Genomic DNA, 16,907 nt, shown 5'->3' with positions numbered 1-16,907 from the left:
GGAGCCGCCATGCCGCACCACCACCCTCACGGGATGTCCCGACGCGCCGTCACAAGGGCCTCCGCGGCCACGGGACTTGCCCTCCTGTTCGGTGCCACGGCCGCCGTGGGCCGGGCCCGGGCCGCGACGCAGATCTCGGCGCGCACGTTCGACGTGTCCGTGTCGTCACCCGCGCTGGGCCGCAGCGCGCCGGTGCGGCTGATCCTGCCGTCGGACTTCGACGCGCAGCCCGGGCGGACGTATCCCGTGCTGTATCTGCTGCACGGGGCGCACGACGACTACACGTCGTGGACGCGGGAGACGGACATCGAGGCGTTCACCGAGGGCCGCGATCTGATCGTGGCGATACCGGACGCGGGACCCACCGGCATCCCGAGCGCGTGGCGGGACGGTCCCGACTACGAGACCTTCCAACTCACGGAGGTTCCGGCGCTGTTGGCCCGTGACTACCGGGCGTCCGGTGTGCGGGCCGTCGCCGGGGTGTCCACCGGAGGCTACGGCGCGATGGCGCACGCGGCCCGTCACCCGGGGGCGTTCACCGCCGCCGCGTCGTACAGCGGCATCCTCGACACCACGGCCCCCGGGGTGCCCTCCCTCGTGGACGCCATCGTGGCCCGCGAGAATCTGGCGCCGCGCGCCCTCTGGGGCAATCCCCTTCTGGACCTGCTGACTTGGCAGGCCGCCAATCCGCGCGCCCAGGCCGGCGGGCTGCGCGGGACACCCTTGTACGTGTCCAACGGCAGTGGTGTGGCCGGGGGTTCGGGCGACTGGCTGCCCGAGGCGCTGGAGAGTCTGCTGTGGCCCTCCGCGCACAGTTTCACCGGCGTTCTCGCCCTGCTCGGCGTTCCGGTGACCACGCACTTCTACTCGGGAGGAGGTCACAGCTGGGCTTACTGGAAAGGGGAGTTCACCACCTCGTGGCCGATGCTCGCCGGTGCGCTGGGGCTGCCGGAGTGATGTCGGTGCAGCCGGGGCACGGAACGGAGCGCAGGGGACGACCGTCCAACACGGGACGTCCCCCTCGTCCCACGGGCAACAGTCCGTGGGCGAGCCGCCTCCGGGGGAAAGGAGTGTCCGTCGTGGCTGTCCCCACCCCGCGCGGAGTACCCACCGAGCCCGGAACCGCTCTGGTTCCGCCCGACCTGGCCGAGCTGCTGCGCGCCCAACTCAGCGTCGTCTCCGACGAGGTGGAGGTGGTGGTGCGCAGAGAGGTCCCCGAGTACGCGCGGCCGGCCGACGGGACGTACCGCGAGAACCTCAGGTCCGGGGTGGTGCAGGCGCTCACGCTGTTCGTCGACCACATCGCGGACCCGCACGGCCAGAACGCCGCGATGGCGGCGGCGTACTACGCGGAACTCGGGCGCGGCGAGGCCCTGGAGGGCCGCAGTCTGGAGGCGCTTCAGTCGGCGATCCGCGTCGGCGGGCTGCATGCTTGGCGGCTGATGGGCCGTACGGCGGAGGAACTCGGCCTGGATTCGGCGGTGGTGGCCGCGCTGGGCGAGCTGGCGTTCCGGACCGTGCACGAGGTCGCGGAGGCGGCCGCCGCCGGGTACGCGGAGGCCCAGTCGCGCAGCACGGACGAGGTGGAGCGGCGGCGCCGCCGACTGCTCGAACTCCTGCTGGGCGAGGGGCCGGTGGCTCCGGAGGCCTTGCAGGACCTGGCGCACGGCGCGCGGTGGCGGGTGCCTGCGCAGGTCGCCGTCATCGCGCTGGCGGGCCCCGCGGACCCGCGCGCGGAGGACCGGCCGCCGGCGATGCCGGGCGCGCTGGCGGACATGGAGTCACGGCCGCCGCGCGTGCTGGTGCCGGACCCGGAGGGCTACGGCCGGTTCGGCGGGCGGTCGTTCGTCCTCGGCCTGGGCGGCCGTCCGGCGGCGATCGGTCCTACGGTCCCGGTCGTCGAGGCCGCGCGGTCCTTGCGCTGGGCCACGCGGGCGCTGGGGCTGATGGGCCGCGGGGTGCTGCCCCGGCAGGGCGTGGTGCTGTGCGCCGACCATCTGTCGACGCTGTTGCTGCACAGCGACGAACCGCTGCTCGCCCAGCTGGAGTTACGGGCCCTGGCGCCGCTCGACGCCGCTTCCGAGGGTCAACGCCCGCGGCTGGCCGAGACGTTGCTCGCCTGGCTGCTGGGCGGCAGCAACGTGCCCGATGTCGCCGCGCGGCTCCATATCCACCCGCAGACGGTCCGCTATCGCCTGCGTCAGTTGGAGAAACTCTTCGGCGCGTCCTTGCACGATCCCGGAACTCGTCTGGACCTGATCCTCGCGCTGCGTTCGGCGGATTTACGGGAGGGCGACCGCGACTCACGGGGCGGTGACCGCGACTCACGGGGCGACAAAAACAGAGAGAGTTTCTGAATTCCCGTCCATAACACCGGGCACGGGAACGCGAATACCTTCGGGACAGTCCTTTCCACAGGCGCCGCAAGCGCCCCACCCTCAAAGGATTCCCATGCGTATTCGCTTATGCCTCGCCGCGCTCTCGCTGGCCGGCGGGGCCGGGCTCGCCACCCTCTCCGCACCCACCGCATCGGCCGCCACCTGCTCTGACCTCGACGTCGTGGCGGCTCGCGGCACCTTCGAGCCGGGCACACTCGGCCTGATCGTCGGCGACCCGGTGTACTCCGCGCTCCAGCAGAAAATCACCGGAAAGACGCTCTCCAGCTATGCGGTGAACTATCCCGCCGACCTTTCCCTCACGTCCGCCGCGACGGGAAACCTCGATGTGGTGAACCACGTCAACGCGCAAGCGGCGGCCTGCCCAAATCAGCGCTTCATTCTCGTCGGCTATTCGCAGGGCGCGAACGTCGTCGACAACTCCATCGGAATCAGCAGCGACGGCGCGGTGGTCGGCAGCCCGATCGTGGCGACCATCCCTGCCGCGGTGGAGCCGAAGGTCGCCGCGGTGCTGCTGTTCGGCAATCCGATCCGGGCCCTCGGCAAGAGCGTCACGGGCACCTACCAGAGCCGCACCATCGACTTCTGCGCCAACGGTGACCCCATCTGCCAGAACGGCGGAACCGACGTCCTCGCCCACCTCGGCTACACCTCCGACGCGGACGCGGCGGCCACGTTCGCGGCAGGCAAGGTCTGAGCCGTAGCGACGGTGTAGAGCACGAACAACACGGTAGGGCCCGGGAGTTGATCCTCCTGGGCCCTACTGGTGTGCGGGGAAAGCTACTTGGGCGACAGGGCGAAGGCGGCGAGGCTGCTGGAGGCGACCTCGGGGCGGCCGTTGTTCTGGACGGGGGCCGCGGTCAGTACGTCGAGGTGCTGGTAGCCGGGGGCGATGACGGGGTGCAGACCGGCCGGCACGTGACCGGCGAGCAGGCCGTCGCCCGCGAGGACGGTGAGCGTCGGGTTGGCCGACAACCCGCCCGGGTGCACGAGGAGTTGCTTCACCTGTGGCGAGGTGGCCAGCTCGATGTCGGTGACCAGCTTGGTCGGGAAGTACTGCTCGGTGAAGTCCAGCGGCTGCTCCCCCATGCTGCGGGCCAGCTCGTGGATGTCGGTGACCTCTTTGGAGGCGTTGGTGAACGGGGTCCCGTCGGCCGACCGGTACCCGGGGTCGTCGGCGGCGCCGACACGGTCGTAATCGCGCCAGGTGTAGAGCGGCCCGTGCGGCTGTGCGGGAATCGCCTTGTACTCGACGCCGACGAGCTGCGACTGGTCCGAACTCCCGTTGGCGACAGGGAAGTTCTTGTCGACGATCGGCCCACCGTCGAAGAAGCCCACGCTGCTCTGTAGGAAGGCCAGCGGCACGGAGTTGTCGTCCATCAGCGACCCGAGCACCGCGTCGTTGGTGAGCCGGAAGTCCTTCACCGCGGGTGAGCCGGTGAGGAACGTGGCGGCGTCCTTGGAGAACAGGAAGCGGTTCGTGGCCTCGATGTTGACGTTGGAGGGGAGGTAGGACGGCAGGTCCGCCTCGCCGTCCGGGTTCTGTACGGCACCCAGGCCGGCGATGGCGAGCAGGGTCATCGTCTCGGGGTTGAGCAGCACGGGCGCGGACAGCGAGCGGGACAGCACACCGCTGTCGAGCCCGGCCTGTACGACGGCGTAACCGAGCCCGATGTCAGGCAGGTTGGTGTCGTCCGGGATGCTTCCGCTCAGGTCCGACAGATCGGTGGAGATCGTCGTGTCGAGGGCGAAGTACCCGGCGCACTGGTTCTGACCGGCGTCCGCCGTGGTCGCGGGGTCGCCGTCGAAGTCGGCCGCCGCGAAGTAGCCGGTGATGACGCCGCCGAGCGAGTGCCCGCCGCACAGCACCTTGTTCTTGCGTACGCCCTGATCGGGCAACTCGGCTACGAGCAGGTCGTATTCGTCCCGCACGGTCTGTTCGATGCCGAGCTTGGCCATCCAGCCGAGCTGGTCGTTGCCGACGAACCCGGCGAAGGTCCGGCCGCCGACGGACTTGCCCCGGTAGTAGTAGTCGACGGCCGTGTGCTGGTCGCCGGAGGCTATACCGGTGGGATCCTCAAGGCAGTTGGAGCGCCGGTCCAGGGCCCAGAACTCGATGTGCCGTCCCTGCGCGGCGGCTTGGGCGACCGTGTCGCGGGCGACGCTGTCGAACGCCCCGGCCCCTTCCAGAATCCCCGGCTGGGCCACGAGGATCCGGTCGGCGTCGGCCGAGGCGCTCGGGCCGTCGGTGGAGCGGTACCGCAGATACGACAGCCAGTCGCACGCCGCCGGACGGGCACCGAACGACTGCGGTAACGGCACCTTGACCCGCACCAGCGACTCGGCCACACCGTCGGCGGGATGCGTCGACGCCACCGGGGTCTCGGTGCGGGCGCTCTCGCCCTGGGCCTGCGGAGCGGCGGCGGTGAGCGATCCCGCGGTCAACAACACCGCGAACGCGGCACCGCGCCACGTACGTCCTGCCCTCGTGGCTCCGCGCCACGAACTTCCTTTGCCGCGACTCGTGTTCATGGCCGGACCGTAGGACGGCCGGGACCACGGGATCAGGCGGTGCTCACAAGAACGCAGCGCATGCCGGTGCCCTTGTCACCTGCTCGCAGAGAACCTCGCGGGCAACGGGGTGGGGTCAGGCGTCCTTGATCGTCGCGGTGACGGGCGTGCCGGTCTCGACCGTACGGCTGACCGTGCACAGCCGGTCGTGGGAGACGGTGACCGCCCGGGGCAGGATCGCGCGGGCCCGGTCCCCGGCCTCCCCCTCCGGGAAGGTCACGGCGAAGGTGACCGCGAGGTCGGTCATCCGGTTGCCGAGGTCGTCGCTGACCTTGTTGCCGGTCACCGTGACGGTGAACCCGTCCGGCTCCGCGTGCCGCGTGGTCGCCACGTCGACGTCGGCCGCGGTGCAGCCCCCGATCGCGGCGAGCAGTAGCTCGACCGGGGTGAACTCCGTGCCGCCGCCGACGGCGGTACCGAAGTCGACGGTGCCGCCGCGGGCGTTGGTCGCGGTGAAGCGGCCGGGGGCGGTGCGGTCGACGGTGACTTGGCGCAGGGGGTTGTCGCTCATGGGGAGATCCTCGCAGAGCGCCCTGCCGAAGAGCTCGACCGGTGCGGGCAGGTCGTACGTGTGCCGCCCGCACCGGCCGGTTCAGGAGACCTGCGAGGCGTCGACCAGGACGACTCGGTGGTTGTACTGGATGGTGTAGTACTTGGCCGCGCCGGTGACGTACGTGTCGCCCGAGACGAAGAAGTCGTCGGCGCTGACCGGGGGTTGGGTGGCGACGTAGGCCTGGCCCGTCGGGAAGCCGTAGACGGTCAGGGGCTTCTGGGTGGACGGGGACAGGCCGGACGGGTACTCCGACGCCTGCGGGTAGCCGGAGCCGTAGAGGGTCGCGGCCTGATCGCCGGAGTGGAGGATCGTGGCGCCGGGCGCGGCGCAGGTGTTGACGCCGTGGGGGTTGTGGAACCACACCTTCGCGCCGCTGAACCAGATGGCGGTCCAGTCGCCGTCGACGTCGGCGACCACGAACTGCTGGCCGGCCTGGACGGTGCTGCCCCAGTCGTGGATCGAGTCGGTGCCCGCGCTCGCGCCGGGGTGGATGGCCGGGTCGGCGAACAGGGGCGCGTCCGCACTCGGACCGGTGCGCACCGGAAGGAAGTTGGAGGGCGCGGTGCTCTCGGTGCACGCGGTGGTGGCGCCCGTGGGGTCGTCGGCCGGGCAGACCTGGACGGTCTGCTGGTTGGTCGCGAACTCGGGGCTGATGGTGACCGCCGAACCCACCCTCGGGGCGTGCCGGGCGGCGCTCTGCGCGTGGGCCGCCCTCGCCGGGGCGACCATGTTCATGAACGCCGTCCAGTCCCAGTAGGGGCCGGGGTCCCAGTGCATGCCCCGCACGTAACTGTCCTGCGGGCCGGGCACGTTGTCGTGGCCGATGATGTGCTCGCGGTCGAGCGGGATGTCGTACTTCGCGGCGAGGTACTTCACCAGATCGGCCGTCGCCTGATACTGCGCCTGCGAGTACCAGGTGGCTCCGTGCGCGGCGTAGCCCTCGTGCTCGATGCCGATCGAGTGCATGTTGAACCAGTAGTTGCCGGCGTGGAAGGCGATGTCCTTGGTGTGCGCCATCTGCGTGACGGCCGCGTCCGAGGCCCGCATGACGTAGTGCGCCGAGTCGCCGGAACCCGCCGTCTGGAACGTCTTGATCGCGGCGTCGTAGGACGACTCGGTGTCGTGCAGGACGATGTACTTGATCTGCACGCCGTCGCCCGGGCGGCCCGCGACCTGTCCGTTGGAGGCGGCCGCGGCGAGGAAGGTGCAGTCGACCGTGGCGGGGCACTCGGTGTCGGTGGCCGTAGCGGCGGTCTTCAGCTTCAGTTCGGACAGTTGTCGGGTCTCGGGCCGGATCGCCCGCTGCGCCGCGAGTTCGACGTGCTGTCCGTCGACAGTCGTCCGCGAGGCGCCCGTGGACACGGTCCTGAAGACGCGGTCGGCGAAGAGCTGCGCGGCCTTCTTGTCCGACGACTGGCTGTACTTGGCCACCGCGCCGTACCAGTCGGCCGGGTCGGTGGAGCTCTTGCCCGCCAACTCCCGCTGGTACGAGGCGAGTAGGGCGGCACCGGCGCGGATGTTCTGGCGGTCGTCGGTGCGCAGTCCCGTCGCCGGGGTGTCGATGAGCTTCGCCGCGGCGTCGAGGGTGTGCAGGGCCGGGTCCGACGTCAGCTCGGCGAGGTCGCCACGACCTGCGGCGCCCGCAGCGCCCCCGGACACCATCTTGGCGGTGACGTCCGTCAGGTTCATCGGGCCGTATCCGCCCGAGGTGTTGTAGTGCCCGTCGTGGTCGTCCCACTGCGACTCCTGGTACGACACGGCCAGGAGCACGGGGAGCGGTACGCCGAACTCCTTTGCCGCGTCGGCGAAGGAGGACTGCCGGTCGGCGTCCGGGGTCTGGGCGGCCTGTGCCGTCGACGGCAGTACGGCGAAACAGCCTGCGGCCACGGCGCCGCCGGCCAGGATCCCGGCCAGCACCTTCCGGGGTGATCTTCTACGCGAGGATTGCTGCAAGGATCTTTCCCTTGTATGTAGTGCCCTGAGGCGGACGTGCGGGGCGACGCCTGCCCGAACCACTGTGCGGAAGCTTCCAGCATCACCCACCGGACGCCACAACTCCCGCAGCGGGCAGGCGAGTCGGCAATTCCCTCAGTGGTGCCATTGGTCTCGACGTCATCCGGTGCGGCGCGGTTGCCTCAGTCGAGGAACGACAAGCGAACCTGCCTGTTCGGGTTGTCGGCAACACCGACACGAAGCCACGGTGACTGCGGCGGTCCGCCCTCGGACCTCCCGCGGGGCTAATGTCCGTCGGGTGAGCACAGACGATGCGAACCGGCGCTGGACACGATCCATGCCCGAGGCCTACGAACGCCACCTGGTGCCGGTCTTCTTCCGCCCCTTCGCCATCGACCTGGCCGCCAGGGCAGCGGCGCTACGGCCCCGTACGATCCTGGAACTCGCCGCCGGGACCGGGGCGTTGACCTCGGCGCTGCTCACAGCAGTGCCCACAGCCTCGGTGGTGGCGACCGACCTCAACGAAGCGATGGTCACCGCAGGATCGGCACGGGAACCGCGCGCGGACTGGCGACAGGCGGACGCCCAACACCTGCCCTTCGAGGGCGGCGGTTTCGACCTCGTCGTGTGCCAGTTCGGGGTGATGTTCTTCCCCGACAGGCCCGCCGCCTACGCCGAGGTGCGCCGGGTCCTGGCCCCGCAGGGACGGTTCTTGTTCAACAGCTGGGGACCGCTGGCCTCGCACGGATTCGGGGCCGCCTTCCAAACCGCCCTGGAACAGTCCATGCCCGACGGAGCACCCCCGTTCCTGAAGGACGTACCCCACGGCTACTACGACCCGGCCGTGGTCACCACGGACCTCATGGCCGCCGGACTGACCCTGGCCGGCGCCGAGGAGGTCACACTGGAAGGCGTCGCGGAGTCCGCGGCCTCCATCGCCACCGGGTTCCTCACCGGCACGCCGGTGAACGCCGCCGTGCAGGCCCGCGAAGACGCGCAGGCCATCCAGGCCGCCGTCACGCAGAAGATGACGGACCGACTCGGCACCGGTCCCGTGACGGCGCCGATGACCGCGACCGTCTATACAGCGCACCAGTAGGCGTGGCCCTCCCCATCCGGTGAGCACGGCCAGGGTGATCCGGCCGGCGTAGGGGGCGTAGCGGCGGACCTGGTGTCCGTCGAGGCCGGTCAGCCCCCTTGCCGACCTGGACCGTCTCCTTCATGCGCCACCTTGATCCAACGGCCCCTGATCACGACGTGCCGAGCCCTGCCCGGTACAAGGGTTTGCGGGCTGGGATTGAAACCGTTCAATGCCCTCGCATCCACCTCGCTCGCCGGGCCCACCCGGAGCGATGGCCAAGTGAGCCTGTCACGAAAACAGTTGCAGGACGATTGACCCCGACCTCACCAGGCTCTACGTTACCCACGCCTCTCCAATTTGAATCGATTCACGCATTCCGTGCGAGTGAGGAGTCGTAGTGATCAGCAGGAGGAACATGCTCGCGGGCGCGGTCGCCACGGTCGCGGCAGCGACCGTGGACAGCGTGCCGGCGATGGCCGCGCCGGCGTCCGGACAGACACAGCCGGAGACACAGACACAGCGCGACGGACTGCGTGTCACGGCGCCGACCGTGGAGTACGTCCAGCACCCGCTGGGGATCGATGCCCAACGCCCCCGCCTGAGCTGGCCGTTGGCCTCGGACCGGACGGGTGCTCGGCAGAGCGCCTACCAGATCCGCGTCGCCACCACCGCGTCGCGCCTGTCCCACCCGGACGTCTGGGACAGCGGAAAGGTCACGTCCGGCGAGTCGGTCCTCGTGTCCTACGGAGGTCCCGGACTCAAACCCCGGACGCGCTACCACTGGTCCGTCCGCGTCTGGGACGCCGACGGCCACGTCTCCGGCTGGAGCGCTCCCTCGTCGTGGGAGACCGGACTGATGGACGCCGGGCAGTGGAGCGCCGGCTGGATCTCCGCACCGGCGGGCCTCGTGGACGCGCCGTCCTTCGAGGGCGGTTCCTGGATCTGGTTCCCCGAGGGTGATCCGGCCAACAGCGCGCCGGCGGCGACCCGTTGGTTCCGTCGTACCGCCCAACTGCCCGCCGGAATCACGGCGGCGACGCTCGCCATCACCGCCGACAACGTGTACGCCGTCTCCGTGAACGGAGTCGAGGTCGCCCACACCGACCTCGACACGGACAACGAGGACTGGAAACGCCCGGCGGTGATCGACGTACTGGACCGTGTACGGGCCGGTGACAACGTTATCGCCGTCGCCGCCACCAACGCGACCGAAGGCCCGGCGGGACTCGTCGCCGCCCTTGTCGTCCGGACCACCGCCGGTGAGCAGAAGGTGTTCACCGACGCCTCCTGGAAGGCCACGGACCAGGAACCGGCCGATGGTTGGCGGGAGTTGGAGTTCGACGACGGACGCTGGCCGGCGGTCCGGGTGGCGGCGGCCTGGGGTGGCGGACCGTGGGGGCGAGTCGTCCCGGTGTCGTACGCCGTCACGCAGCTGCGGCACGAATTCCGGCTGCCGCGCCGGAAGGTCGCCCGCGCGCGCCTGTACGCCACGGCACTCGGCCTGTACGAGAGCCACCTCAACGGCAGCCGGGTGGGCCTCGACCAGCTCGCTCCCGGCTGGACGGACTACCGCACCCGCGTCCAATACCAGACCTACGACGTCACCGAACTCCTGCGACCCGGCGTCAACGCCATCGGGGCGTATCTGGCACCCGGTTGGTACGCCGGCAACGTGGGCATGTTCGGGCCCGGTCAGTACGGCCAAGTCCCGGCGCTGCTGGCCCAGTTGGAGGTGGAGTACGCGGACGGTACGAGTGAACGCATCGAGTCGGGCGCCGACTGGCGGGCCGCCGCCGGACCGATCGTCACGGCCGATCTCCTCAACGGCGAGACGTACGACGCGCGCAAGGAGACCCCCGGTTGGGCCTCGCCCGGCTTCGACGACACAGGCTGGCTCGGAGTGCGAGACATGGGTGGCGTCGGCGACATCGGTCCCGCCCTGATCGTCGCGCAGGTGGACGGCCCGGTGCGGGTGGAGCGGGAGCTGACACCGAAGAGCGTGACCCAACCCAGGCCCGGCGTCTACGTGTTGGACCTGGGCCAGAACATGGTCGGCTCGGTGCGGCTGCGCGTGTCGGGCGACGCGGGGACGACCGTCCGGCTCAGACACGCCGAGGTGCTCAACCCCGACGGCACGGTCTACACCGCGAATCTGCGGACCGCGGCGGCGACCGACACGTACACCCTCAAGGGCGGCGGGAAAGAGGAGATCTACGAGCCGCGCTTCACCTTCCACGGTTTCCGGTACGTCGAGGTGACCGGCTTCCCCGGCGCACCCTCGGCGAAGGCCGTCACCGGCCGCGTCATGCACACGTCCGCCCCCTTTACCCTCGACTTCGAGACCGACGTACCGATGCTCAACCAGCTGCACCACAACATCACTTGGGGCCAGCGCGGCAACTTCCTCTCCGTGCCGACCGACACACCCGCACGCGACGAGCGCCTGGGCTGGACGGGAGACATCAACGTCTTCGCGCCCACGGCCGCGTACACGATGGAGTCGGCTCGCTTCCTGTCCAAGTGGCTCGTCGACCTCCGGGACTCCCGGACCGCGGAGGGCGCGTTCACGGACGTGGCACCGATGGTCGGCACGGTCGGCAACGGCACGGCCGGCTGGGGCGACGCGGGTGTCACGGTCCCCTGGTCCCTCTACCGGGCGTACGGCGACCGCCAAGTCCTCGCGGACGCCTGGCCGTCCGTCCAGGCCTGGCTGACGTACCTGGAGAAGAACAGCGACGGACTGCTGCGCCCGGACCAGGGATACGGCGACTGGCTGAACGTCGACGACGAGACCCCCAAGGACGTCATCGCCACCGCGTACTTCGCGCACAGCGCCGACCTCGCGGCACGGATGGCCGGCGAACTCGGCGAGGACACCGCCCCGTTCCGCGATCTCTTCGAGCGGATCCAGGCGGCCTTCCAGGACGCCTACGTCACCTCCGACGGCCGCATCAAGGGCGATACGCAGACGGCGTACGTCCTGGCTCTGTCGATGAACCTGCTCCCGGACGCGTCACGGAAGCCCGCGGCCGACCGTCTCGTCGCCCTGATCGAGGCCAAGGACTGGCACCTGTCGACAGGGTTCCTCGGCACTCCCCGACTGCTGCCCGTCCTGACCGACACGGGTCACACCGACGTCGCCTACCGCCTCCTGCAACAGCGCTCGTTCCCCAGTTGGGGTTACCAGATCGACCGGGGCTCCACCACGATGTGGGAACGCTGGGACTCCATCCGGCCCGACGGCAGCTTCCAGGACGCGGGCATGAACTCCTTCAACCACTACGCCTACGGCTCGGTGGGGGAATGGATGTACACGAACATCGCCGGCATCTCGGCGGGCCGGCCCGGCTACCGCGAGATCATCATCCGCCCCCGCCCCGGCGGAGCCGTCACCACCGCTCGCGCAACATTCACTTCGGTCTACGGCCCGGTCGCCACCAGTTGGCGACAGCGGTCCGGCCGGTTCACGCTCACGTGCGCGGTGCCGCCCAACACGACCGCCGAGGTGTGGATCCCCGCGTCCACCCCGGACACGGTGACCCGCACGCACGGGACGTATCTGCGCCAGGAGGACGACTGCGCGGTGTACCGGGTCGGCTCCGGCACCCACCGCTTCACCACCTGATCAAGGCGGTACGGCTGCCCGGAACGGTCACCGGCCCGGGCAGCTCAGCCTGAGGAGGCACCCGGAGATCAGAGACAGCATCAAGACCCTGCAAGAAAGGTGAGGCGCACCTTCCGCTCGGGGTTGTCCCTGTTCGTATCGACCAGACACACCGACTGCCACGTCCCCAACTCCAGCCGTCCGCCCACCACCGGCAACGTCGCATGCGGCGGTACGAAGGCCGGGAGGACGTGGTCGCGGCCGTGCCCGGGGCTGCCGTGGCGGTGCTGCCAGCGGTCGTCGGCGGGGAGGAGGGTGTGCAGGGCGGCGAGGAGGTCGTCGTCGCTGCCCGCGCCCGTCTCCAGGATCGCGACGCCCGCGGTGGCGTGGGGGACGAAGATGTTGAGGAGACCGTCGCGGCCGACCGCCGCCTCCCGGAGGAAGGCCTCGCAGTCGCGGGTCAGGTCCATGACCCGTTCCCGGGAACCGGTGGCGACGTTCAGGACTCGGGTCGTGAAGGCAGCTGACATGCCTCCCATCCTGACCCATCCATCGGACTCCTCGTCCGATTCTCGTCCGTCGGGCTCCTCGCCCGATCGATCGCCCGGCCCCTGATACGAGGGGTCCAGTCCGCGAGACACCATTGACCGTGCCACGCCATCTGACCTACTTTCGGCCGCATGTTGCGTTCAGTTCTGCTCACCACGCGCGGTCACATCGACCTGCTGCGGGTGGCTTCCGCCGCGTGTTGCCGCGGCTGCTGACGTCTCCTTCCGCCTCACCCCTCGTTTTCCCGCACTCCGCCGTGCCCGTGCGCACCGTCATGACACGGCGGCGTTGAGGCGTACCCCCCTTCTCACCGGACGCTCTCCCCCACCCGTGGAGCACCCATGAGCATCAGTCATGCACCGCCCGGTTCCTCCGAGCCCGACATTTCCGCTATATCAATATCGAAGGCCGAGTCCGGCGATCCCGCTCCCCTCGAACTCGTCCCCCTCGTCCCCACCTCCTCGCGCCGCACCCGCGTCCCCCGCTGGCTGCGCCGCACCACCGGCCCGCTCGTCCTGCTCGCACTGTGGCAACTCCTCAGCAGCACACGCGTGTTGACCTCCGACGTGCTCGCCTCACCCGGGCGGATCGCCCAGGTCGGCCGGGATCTGGTCGAGAGCGGTTCGCTGACCTCGGCCATGGCGACCTCGCTGCAACGGGTCGCCGTCGGGCTGCTGCTCGGTGCCGTCATCGGCACCGGACTCGCCCTGGTCTCCGGCCTGTTCAGGGTCGGCGAGGACCTGGTCGACGCCCCCTTGCAGATGCTGCGGACCGTGCCCTTCGTCGGGCTGATCCCGCTGTTCATCATCTGGTTTGGCATCGGCGAGGCGCCGAAGGTCGCCATCATCACGCTCGGCGTGACCTTCCCGCTCTACCTCAACGTCTACGCCGGAATCCGCGGCGTGGACAGTCAGTTGATCGAGGCCGGTGAGTCGCTCGGGCTGTCCCGCTGGGGGCTCGTCCGGCATGTGGTGCTGCCGAGTGCGCTGCCCAACGCGATGACCGGGCTGCGCTACTCCCTCGGCATCGCCTGGCTGGCGCTCGTCTTCGCGGAGCAGATCAACGCGGACGCCGGCATCGGTTTCCTCATGGTGCAGGCCCGGGACTTCCTGCAGACCGACGTGATCGTGGTCTGTCTGATCGTCTACGCCTTCCTCGGCCTGCTGGCCGACTTCCTCGTCCGCACCCTCGAAAGGCTGCTGCTGCAATGGCGACCGACGTTCACGGGCCGGTGACCACCCGATCGGCGACCCGGTCGCCGGTGACCACGCAGGCGGTACGCGTCGAGGGGCTGACCCGTTCCTTCGACGGCCGCGCCGTCATCGACAAGCTTCAACTCGACGTGCGGCAGGGCGAGTTCGTGGCGCTGCTCGGCCGCAGCGGCTGCGGCAAGTCCACGCTGTTGCGCATCCTCGCCGGGCTCGACCGGGACATCGAGGGCACCGTCCTCGTCCCGCGCCGCAAGGCCGTCGCGTTCCAGGCGCCCCGGCTGATGCCGTGGAAGAAGGTGTGGCGCAACGTCCTGCTCGGGCTGCCCGGCAAGCCCGAACGGGCCGTAGCCGAGCGGGCGTTGGCGGAGGTCGGGCTCGGGGATCACTCCGACGCGTGGCCCAGGACGCTGTCCGGCGGTGAGGCGCAACGGGCCTCGCTGGCCCGCGCCCTGGTGCGTGAGCCCGATCTGCTGCTGCTCGACGAGCCGTTCGGCGCGCTCGACGCGCTCACCCGGATCAGGGCGCAGCGGTTGGTGGGTGAGCTGTGGCAACGGCGGGGCTGTGCCGTCCTGTTGGTGACCCATGACGTCGAGGAGGCCGTGCTGCTCGCCGACCGGGTCCTGGTGATGGACGACGGTGTCATCGCGCACGAGCAGCGGATCGACCTGGACCGGCCGCGCGGCATCACCGACCCCCGGTTCGCCGAACTGCGCGCCGGACTCCTGGAACGCCTCGGCGTCGACACCGCCGCCGAAGCCGCCTGAACTCCCCCACGCACCATCCCGGTTACCGAGAACGGATCCCCCATGCGACGAAGTCTCGTCCCCGCCGCCCTGCTTCTCCCCCTCGCCCTCCTGCTCACCGCCTGCGGCGGGAACTCGGCCGCCGAGACCTCGACGGGCACCGACGGCAAGGGCTCACTCACGCTCAACGTCGGTGACCAGAAAGGCGGTTCGGAAGCGGTGCTGCGGGCCGCCGGTGAACTCAAGAACCTGGACTACAAGATCAAGTGGTCCACGTTCACCTCCGGTCCGCCGCTCCTGGAAGCCGTCAACGCCAAGGCCGTCGACATCGGCGCCGTCGGCAACACCCCGCCGGTGTTCGCGGCGGGCGCGGGCTCGAAGATCAAGGTGGTGGCCGCCTCGCACGGCAACTCCCAGGGCGAGGCCATCCTCGTACCGAAGGACTCCAAGCTGACCTCGCCCGAGCAGCTCAAGGGCAAGTCCATTGCCGTGGCGCAGGGTTCGTCCGCGCACTTCCAGCTGATCGCCTCCCTCAAGGCGGCCGGGCTCACCCTGAGCGACGTCAAGGTCAAGTACCTGCAACCGGCCGACGCGCTGGCCGCGTTCACCAGCGGCAAGGTGGACGCGTGGACGGTCTGGGACCCGTACACCTCGCAGGTCCTCCAGGCGAAGCAGGGCCGCATCCTGACGACCGGTCAGGGTCTGGTCAACGGGCTCAACTTCCAGGTGGCGGCGCCCTCCGCGCTGGAGAACAGCAAGAAGGCCGCGGCCATCAAGGACTATCTGGCACGGTTGCGCCGCGCACAGGACTGGGTCTACGACCACCCCGACGCGTGGGCCAAGGTGTGGGCGAAGGACACCGGGCTGCCGTACGCGGTGGCGCTGGCCTCGGTGAAGCGCACGAACGCCTCCCGTATCTCGGTGGCCGTCGACAAGCCGCTGATCGCCTCCGAGCAGCAGATCGCGGACACCTTCACCAACCTGAAACTCATCCCGCGCAAGGTCGACTTCGCCGAGTTCGTCGACACCCGCTTCAACGGCAGCCTGCCGGCCTCGACGACCGCGCCGCGCGTCTACAAGGAGAAGTGACATGACCGTCCGCCTCCACTGGTTCCTGCCGACGGGCGGCGACGGCCGTACCCTCGTCGACCGGCACGCCTACGGACCCAATCGCGCGGGCGCGGTCCGCGGGGTGCGGCCGCCGGACATCGAGTACCTCGCCCAAATCGCCAAGGCCGCCGAGCAGTTGGGCTTCGAGGCGGTGCTGACGCCGACCGGCACCTGGTGCGAGGACGCCTGGCTGACCACCGTGGCGCTGGCCCAGCACACCGAGCGGCTGAAGTTCCTGGTGGCGTTCCGGCCGGGGGTGATCTCGCCGACGCTGGCCGCGCAGATGGCGGCGACCTATCAACGGATCACGCGGGGGCGGCTGTTGCTCAACGTCGTCACCGGCGGCGACTCGGCCGAGCAGCGCCGGTTCGGCGACCGTCTCGGCCACGACCAACGGTACGCCCGTACGGACGAGTTCCTGTCGGTCGTACGAGGGGTGTGGCGGGGCGAGCCGTACGACTTCGACGGTGTCCACTACCAGGTGGATGGCGGGCTGACGGCGCTGCCGCCCGATCCGGTGCCGCAGGTGTTCTTCGGGGGTTCGTCGGCGGCGGCCGGGCCGGTGGCCGCCCGGCATGCGGACGTGTATCTCACCTGGGGAGAACCGCCGGCGCAGGTCAAGGAGAAGATCGACTGGATTCGCGGGCTGGCCGAGCGGGAGGGGCGGGACGTGCGGTTCGGAGTGCGGCTGCACACCATCTCGCGGGACTCGTCGGCCGAGGCGTGGGCGACCGCGAACCGGCTGCTCGACGACCTCGACGCGGACACGATCGCGGCGGCGCAGGCGGCGCTCGGGCGCAGTGAATCGGTGGGCCAGCAGCGGATGTTGGCGCTGCACGGCGGTTCGCGCGACGAACTGGAGATCCATCCGAACCTGTGGGCGGGGGTCGGTCTCGTCCGGGGTGGCGCGGGCACGGCGCTCGTGGGCAGCCATGCCGAGGTCGCGGACCTGATCGAGGAGTACCACTCGCTGGGCGTCGAGCACTTCGTGCTGTCCGGGTATCCGCATCTGGAGGAGGCGTACTGGTTCGGGGAGGGCGTGATTCCCGAACTGGCGGCGCGTGGGCTGGTCGAGGGGAGGACGAAGGCCGGTCTGCCGTTGCTCGTGAGCGGCGGGCGCTGAGCGGGCGGGAAGA

General features: G+C 70.1%; 14 protein-coding genes. 10 read left to right on the top strand and 4 right to left on the bottom strand.

The window, feature by feature from the left end; all coding sequences use genetic code 11:
* Positions 1–9: 9 nt before the first annotated feature.
* The 3 genes from OG194_RS41185 (at position 10) to OG194_RS41175 (ending at position 3,093) form a co-directional block, all read left to right on the top strand.
* Complete coding sequence (locus OG194_RS41185; protein WP_327405809.1) at positions 10–957, top strand: alpha/beta hydrolase; 948 nt, start codon at positions 10–12, stop codon at positions 955–957.
* 122 nt (positions 958–1,079) lie between these two features.
* A complete protein-coding gene (locus OG194_RS41180) occupies positions 1,080–2,357 on the top strand; it encodes a PucR family transcriptional regulator (protein WP_327405808.1) in 1,278 nt (425 codons plus the stop codon).
* 94 nt (positions 2,358–2,451) lie between these two features.
* Positions 2,452–3,093, top strand: coding sequence for a cutinase family protein (locus tag OG194_RS41175; protein WP_327405807.1), 642 nt, complete (start codon positions 2,452–2,454; stop codon positions 3,091–3,093).
* An 83-nt stretch (positions 3,094–3,176) separates the two neighbouring features.
* Here OG194_RS41175 and OG194_RS41170 read toward each other — a convergent pair whose 3' ends face one another.
* From OG194_RS41170 to OG194_RS41160, 3 genes are all read right to left on the bottom strand, one after another.
* Positions 3,177–4,847 (bottom strand): hypothetical protein, encoded by a 1,671-nt coding sequence (locus tag OG194_RS41170; protein WP_327407374.1) that lies wholly within the window; start codon positions 4,845–4,847, stop codon positions 3,177–3,179.
* A 196-nt stretch (positions 4,848–5,043) separates the two neighbouring features.
* Positions 5,044–5,478 (bottom strand): OsmC family protein, encoded by a 435-nt coding sequence (locus OG194_RS41165; RefSeq protein WP_327405806.1) that lies wholly within the window; start codon positions 5,476–5,478, stop codon positions 5,044–5,046.
* Positions 5,479–5,559: 81 nt separating this feature from the next.
* Positions 5,560–7,473 (bottom strand): N-acetylmuramoyl-L-alanine amidase, encoded by a 1,914-nt coding sequence (locus OG194_RS41160; protein WP_442811703.1) that lies wholly within the window; start codon positions 7,471–7,473, stop codon positions 5,560–5,562.
* Between the two features lie 337 nt (positions 7,474–7,810).
* On the opposite strand from OG194_RS41160, the gene OG194_RS41155 reads away from it, so the two are divergent.
* Positions 7,811–8,572, top strand: coding sequence for a class I SAM-dependent methyltransferase (locus OG194_RS41155; RefSeq protein WP_327407372.1), 762 nt, complete (start codon positions 7,811–7,813; stop codon positions 8,570–8,572).
* Positions 8,573–8,951: 379 nt separating this feature from the next.
* The gene (locus OG194_RS41150; RefSeq protein ID WP_327405805.1) at positions 8,952–12,179 is read left to right on the top strand and encodes an alpha-L-rhamnosidase; all 3,228 of its coding nucleotides are present in this window, start codon (positions 8,952–8,954) and stop codon (positions 12,177–12,179) included.
* Positions 12,180–12,259: 80 nt separating this feature from the next.
* On the opposite strand, the gene OG194_RS41145 is transcribed toward OG194_RS41150, so the two are convergent.
* Complete coding sequence (locus OG194_RS41145; protein ID WP_327405804.1) at positions 12,260–12,688, bottom strand: secondary thiamine-phosphate synthase enzyme YjbQ; 429 nt, start codon at positions 12,686–12,688, stop codon at positions 12,260–12,262.
* 150 nt (positions 12,689–12,838) lie between these two features.
* On the opposite strand from OG194_RS41145, the gene OG194_RS47770 reads away from it, so the two are divergent.
* The 5 genes from OG194_RS47770 (at position 12,839) to OG194_RS41125 (ending at position 16,894) form a co-directional block, all read left to right on the top strand.
* Positions 12,839–12,922: a putative leader peptide gene (locus OG194_RS47770; protein ID WP_315986669.1), complete on the top strand. Its 84-nt coding sequence runs from the start codon at positions 12,839–12,841 to the stop codon at positions 12,920–12,922.
* Between the two features lie 126 nt (positions 12,923–13,048).
* Positions 13,049–13,942, top strand: a complete 894-nt coding sequence (locus OG194_RS41140) for an ABC transporter permease (protein ID WP_327405803.1) — start codon at positions 13,049–13,051, stop codon at positions 13,940–13,942.
* On the top strand, positions 13,915–14,682 hold the full coding sequence (locus tag OG194_RS41135) for an ABC transporter ATP-binding protein (protein ID WP_327405802.1): 768 nt from the start codon (positions 13,915–13,917) through the stop codon (positions 14,680–14,682). The genes OG194_RS41140 and OG194_RS41135 overlap by 28 nt, the downstream gene beginning before the upstream one ends.
* 42 nt (positions 14,683–14,724) lie before the next feature.
* A complete protein-coding gene (locus OG194_RS41130; RefSeq protein WP_327405801.1) occupies positions 14,725–15,750 on the top strand; it encodes an ABC transporter substrate-binding protein in 1,026 nt (341 codons plus the stop codon).
* A 1-nt stretch (position 15,751) separates the two neighbouring features.
* Complete coding sequence (locus OG194_RS41125) at positions 15,752–16,894, top strand: LLM class flavin-dependent oxidoreductase (protein WP_327405800.1); 1,143 nt, start codon at positions 15,752–15,754, stop codon at positions 16,892–16,894.
* The last annotated feature ends 13 nt before the right edge of the window (positions 16,895–16,907 follow it).

Source organism: Streptomyces sp. NBC_01288 (assembly GCF_035982055.1).
GTDB lineage: Bacteria > Actinomycetota > Actinomycetes > Streptomycetales > Streptomycetaceae > Streptomyces.
This window is presented reverse-complemented; position numbering and strand designations above follow the sequence as displayed.

Bases quoted from the DNA above. Each gene is read 5' to 3' on its own strand.
- OG194_RS41185 (WP_327405809.1), top strand. From the start codon at position 10: ATGCCGCACCACCACCCTCACGGGATGTCCCGACGCGCCGTCACAAGG.
- OG194_RS41175 (WP_327405807.1), top strand. From the start codon at position 2,452: ATGCGTATTCGCTTATGCCTCGCCGCGCTCTCGCTGGCCGGCGGGGCC.
- OG194_RS41165 (WP_327405806.1), bottom strand. From the start codon at position 5,478: ATGAGCGACAACCCCCTGCGCCAAGTCACCGTCGACCGCACCGCCCCC.
- OG194_RS41155 (WP_327407372.1), top strand. From the start codon at position 7,811: ATGCCCGAGGCCTACGAACGCCACCTGGTGCCGGTCTTCTTCCGCCCC.
- OG194_RS41145 (WP_327405804.1), bottom strand. From the start codon at position 12,688: ATGTCAGCTGCCTTCACGACCCGAGTCCTGAACGTCGCCACCGGTTCC.
- OG194_RS47770 (WP_315986669.1), top strand. From the start codon at position 12,839: ATGTTGCGTTCAGTTCTGCTCACCACGCGCGGTCACATCGACCTGCTG.
- OG194_RS41140 (WP_327405803.1), top strand. From the start codon at position 13,049: ATGAGCATCAGTCATGCACCGCCCGGTTCCTCCGAGCCCGACATTTCC.
- OG194_RS41135 (WP_327405802.1), top strand. From the start codon at position 13,915: ATGGCGACCGACGTTCACGGGCCGGTGACCACCCGATCGGCGACCCGG.
- OG194_RS41130 (WP_327405801.1), top strand. From the start codon at position 14,725: ATGCGACGAAGTCTCGTCCCCGCCGCCCTGCTTCTCCCCCTCGCCCTC.
- OG194_RS41125 (WP_327405800.1), top strand. From the start codon at position 15,752: ATGACCGTCCGCCTCCACTGGTTCCTGCCGACGGGCGGCGACGGCCGT.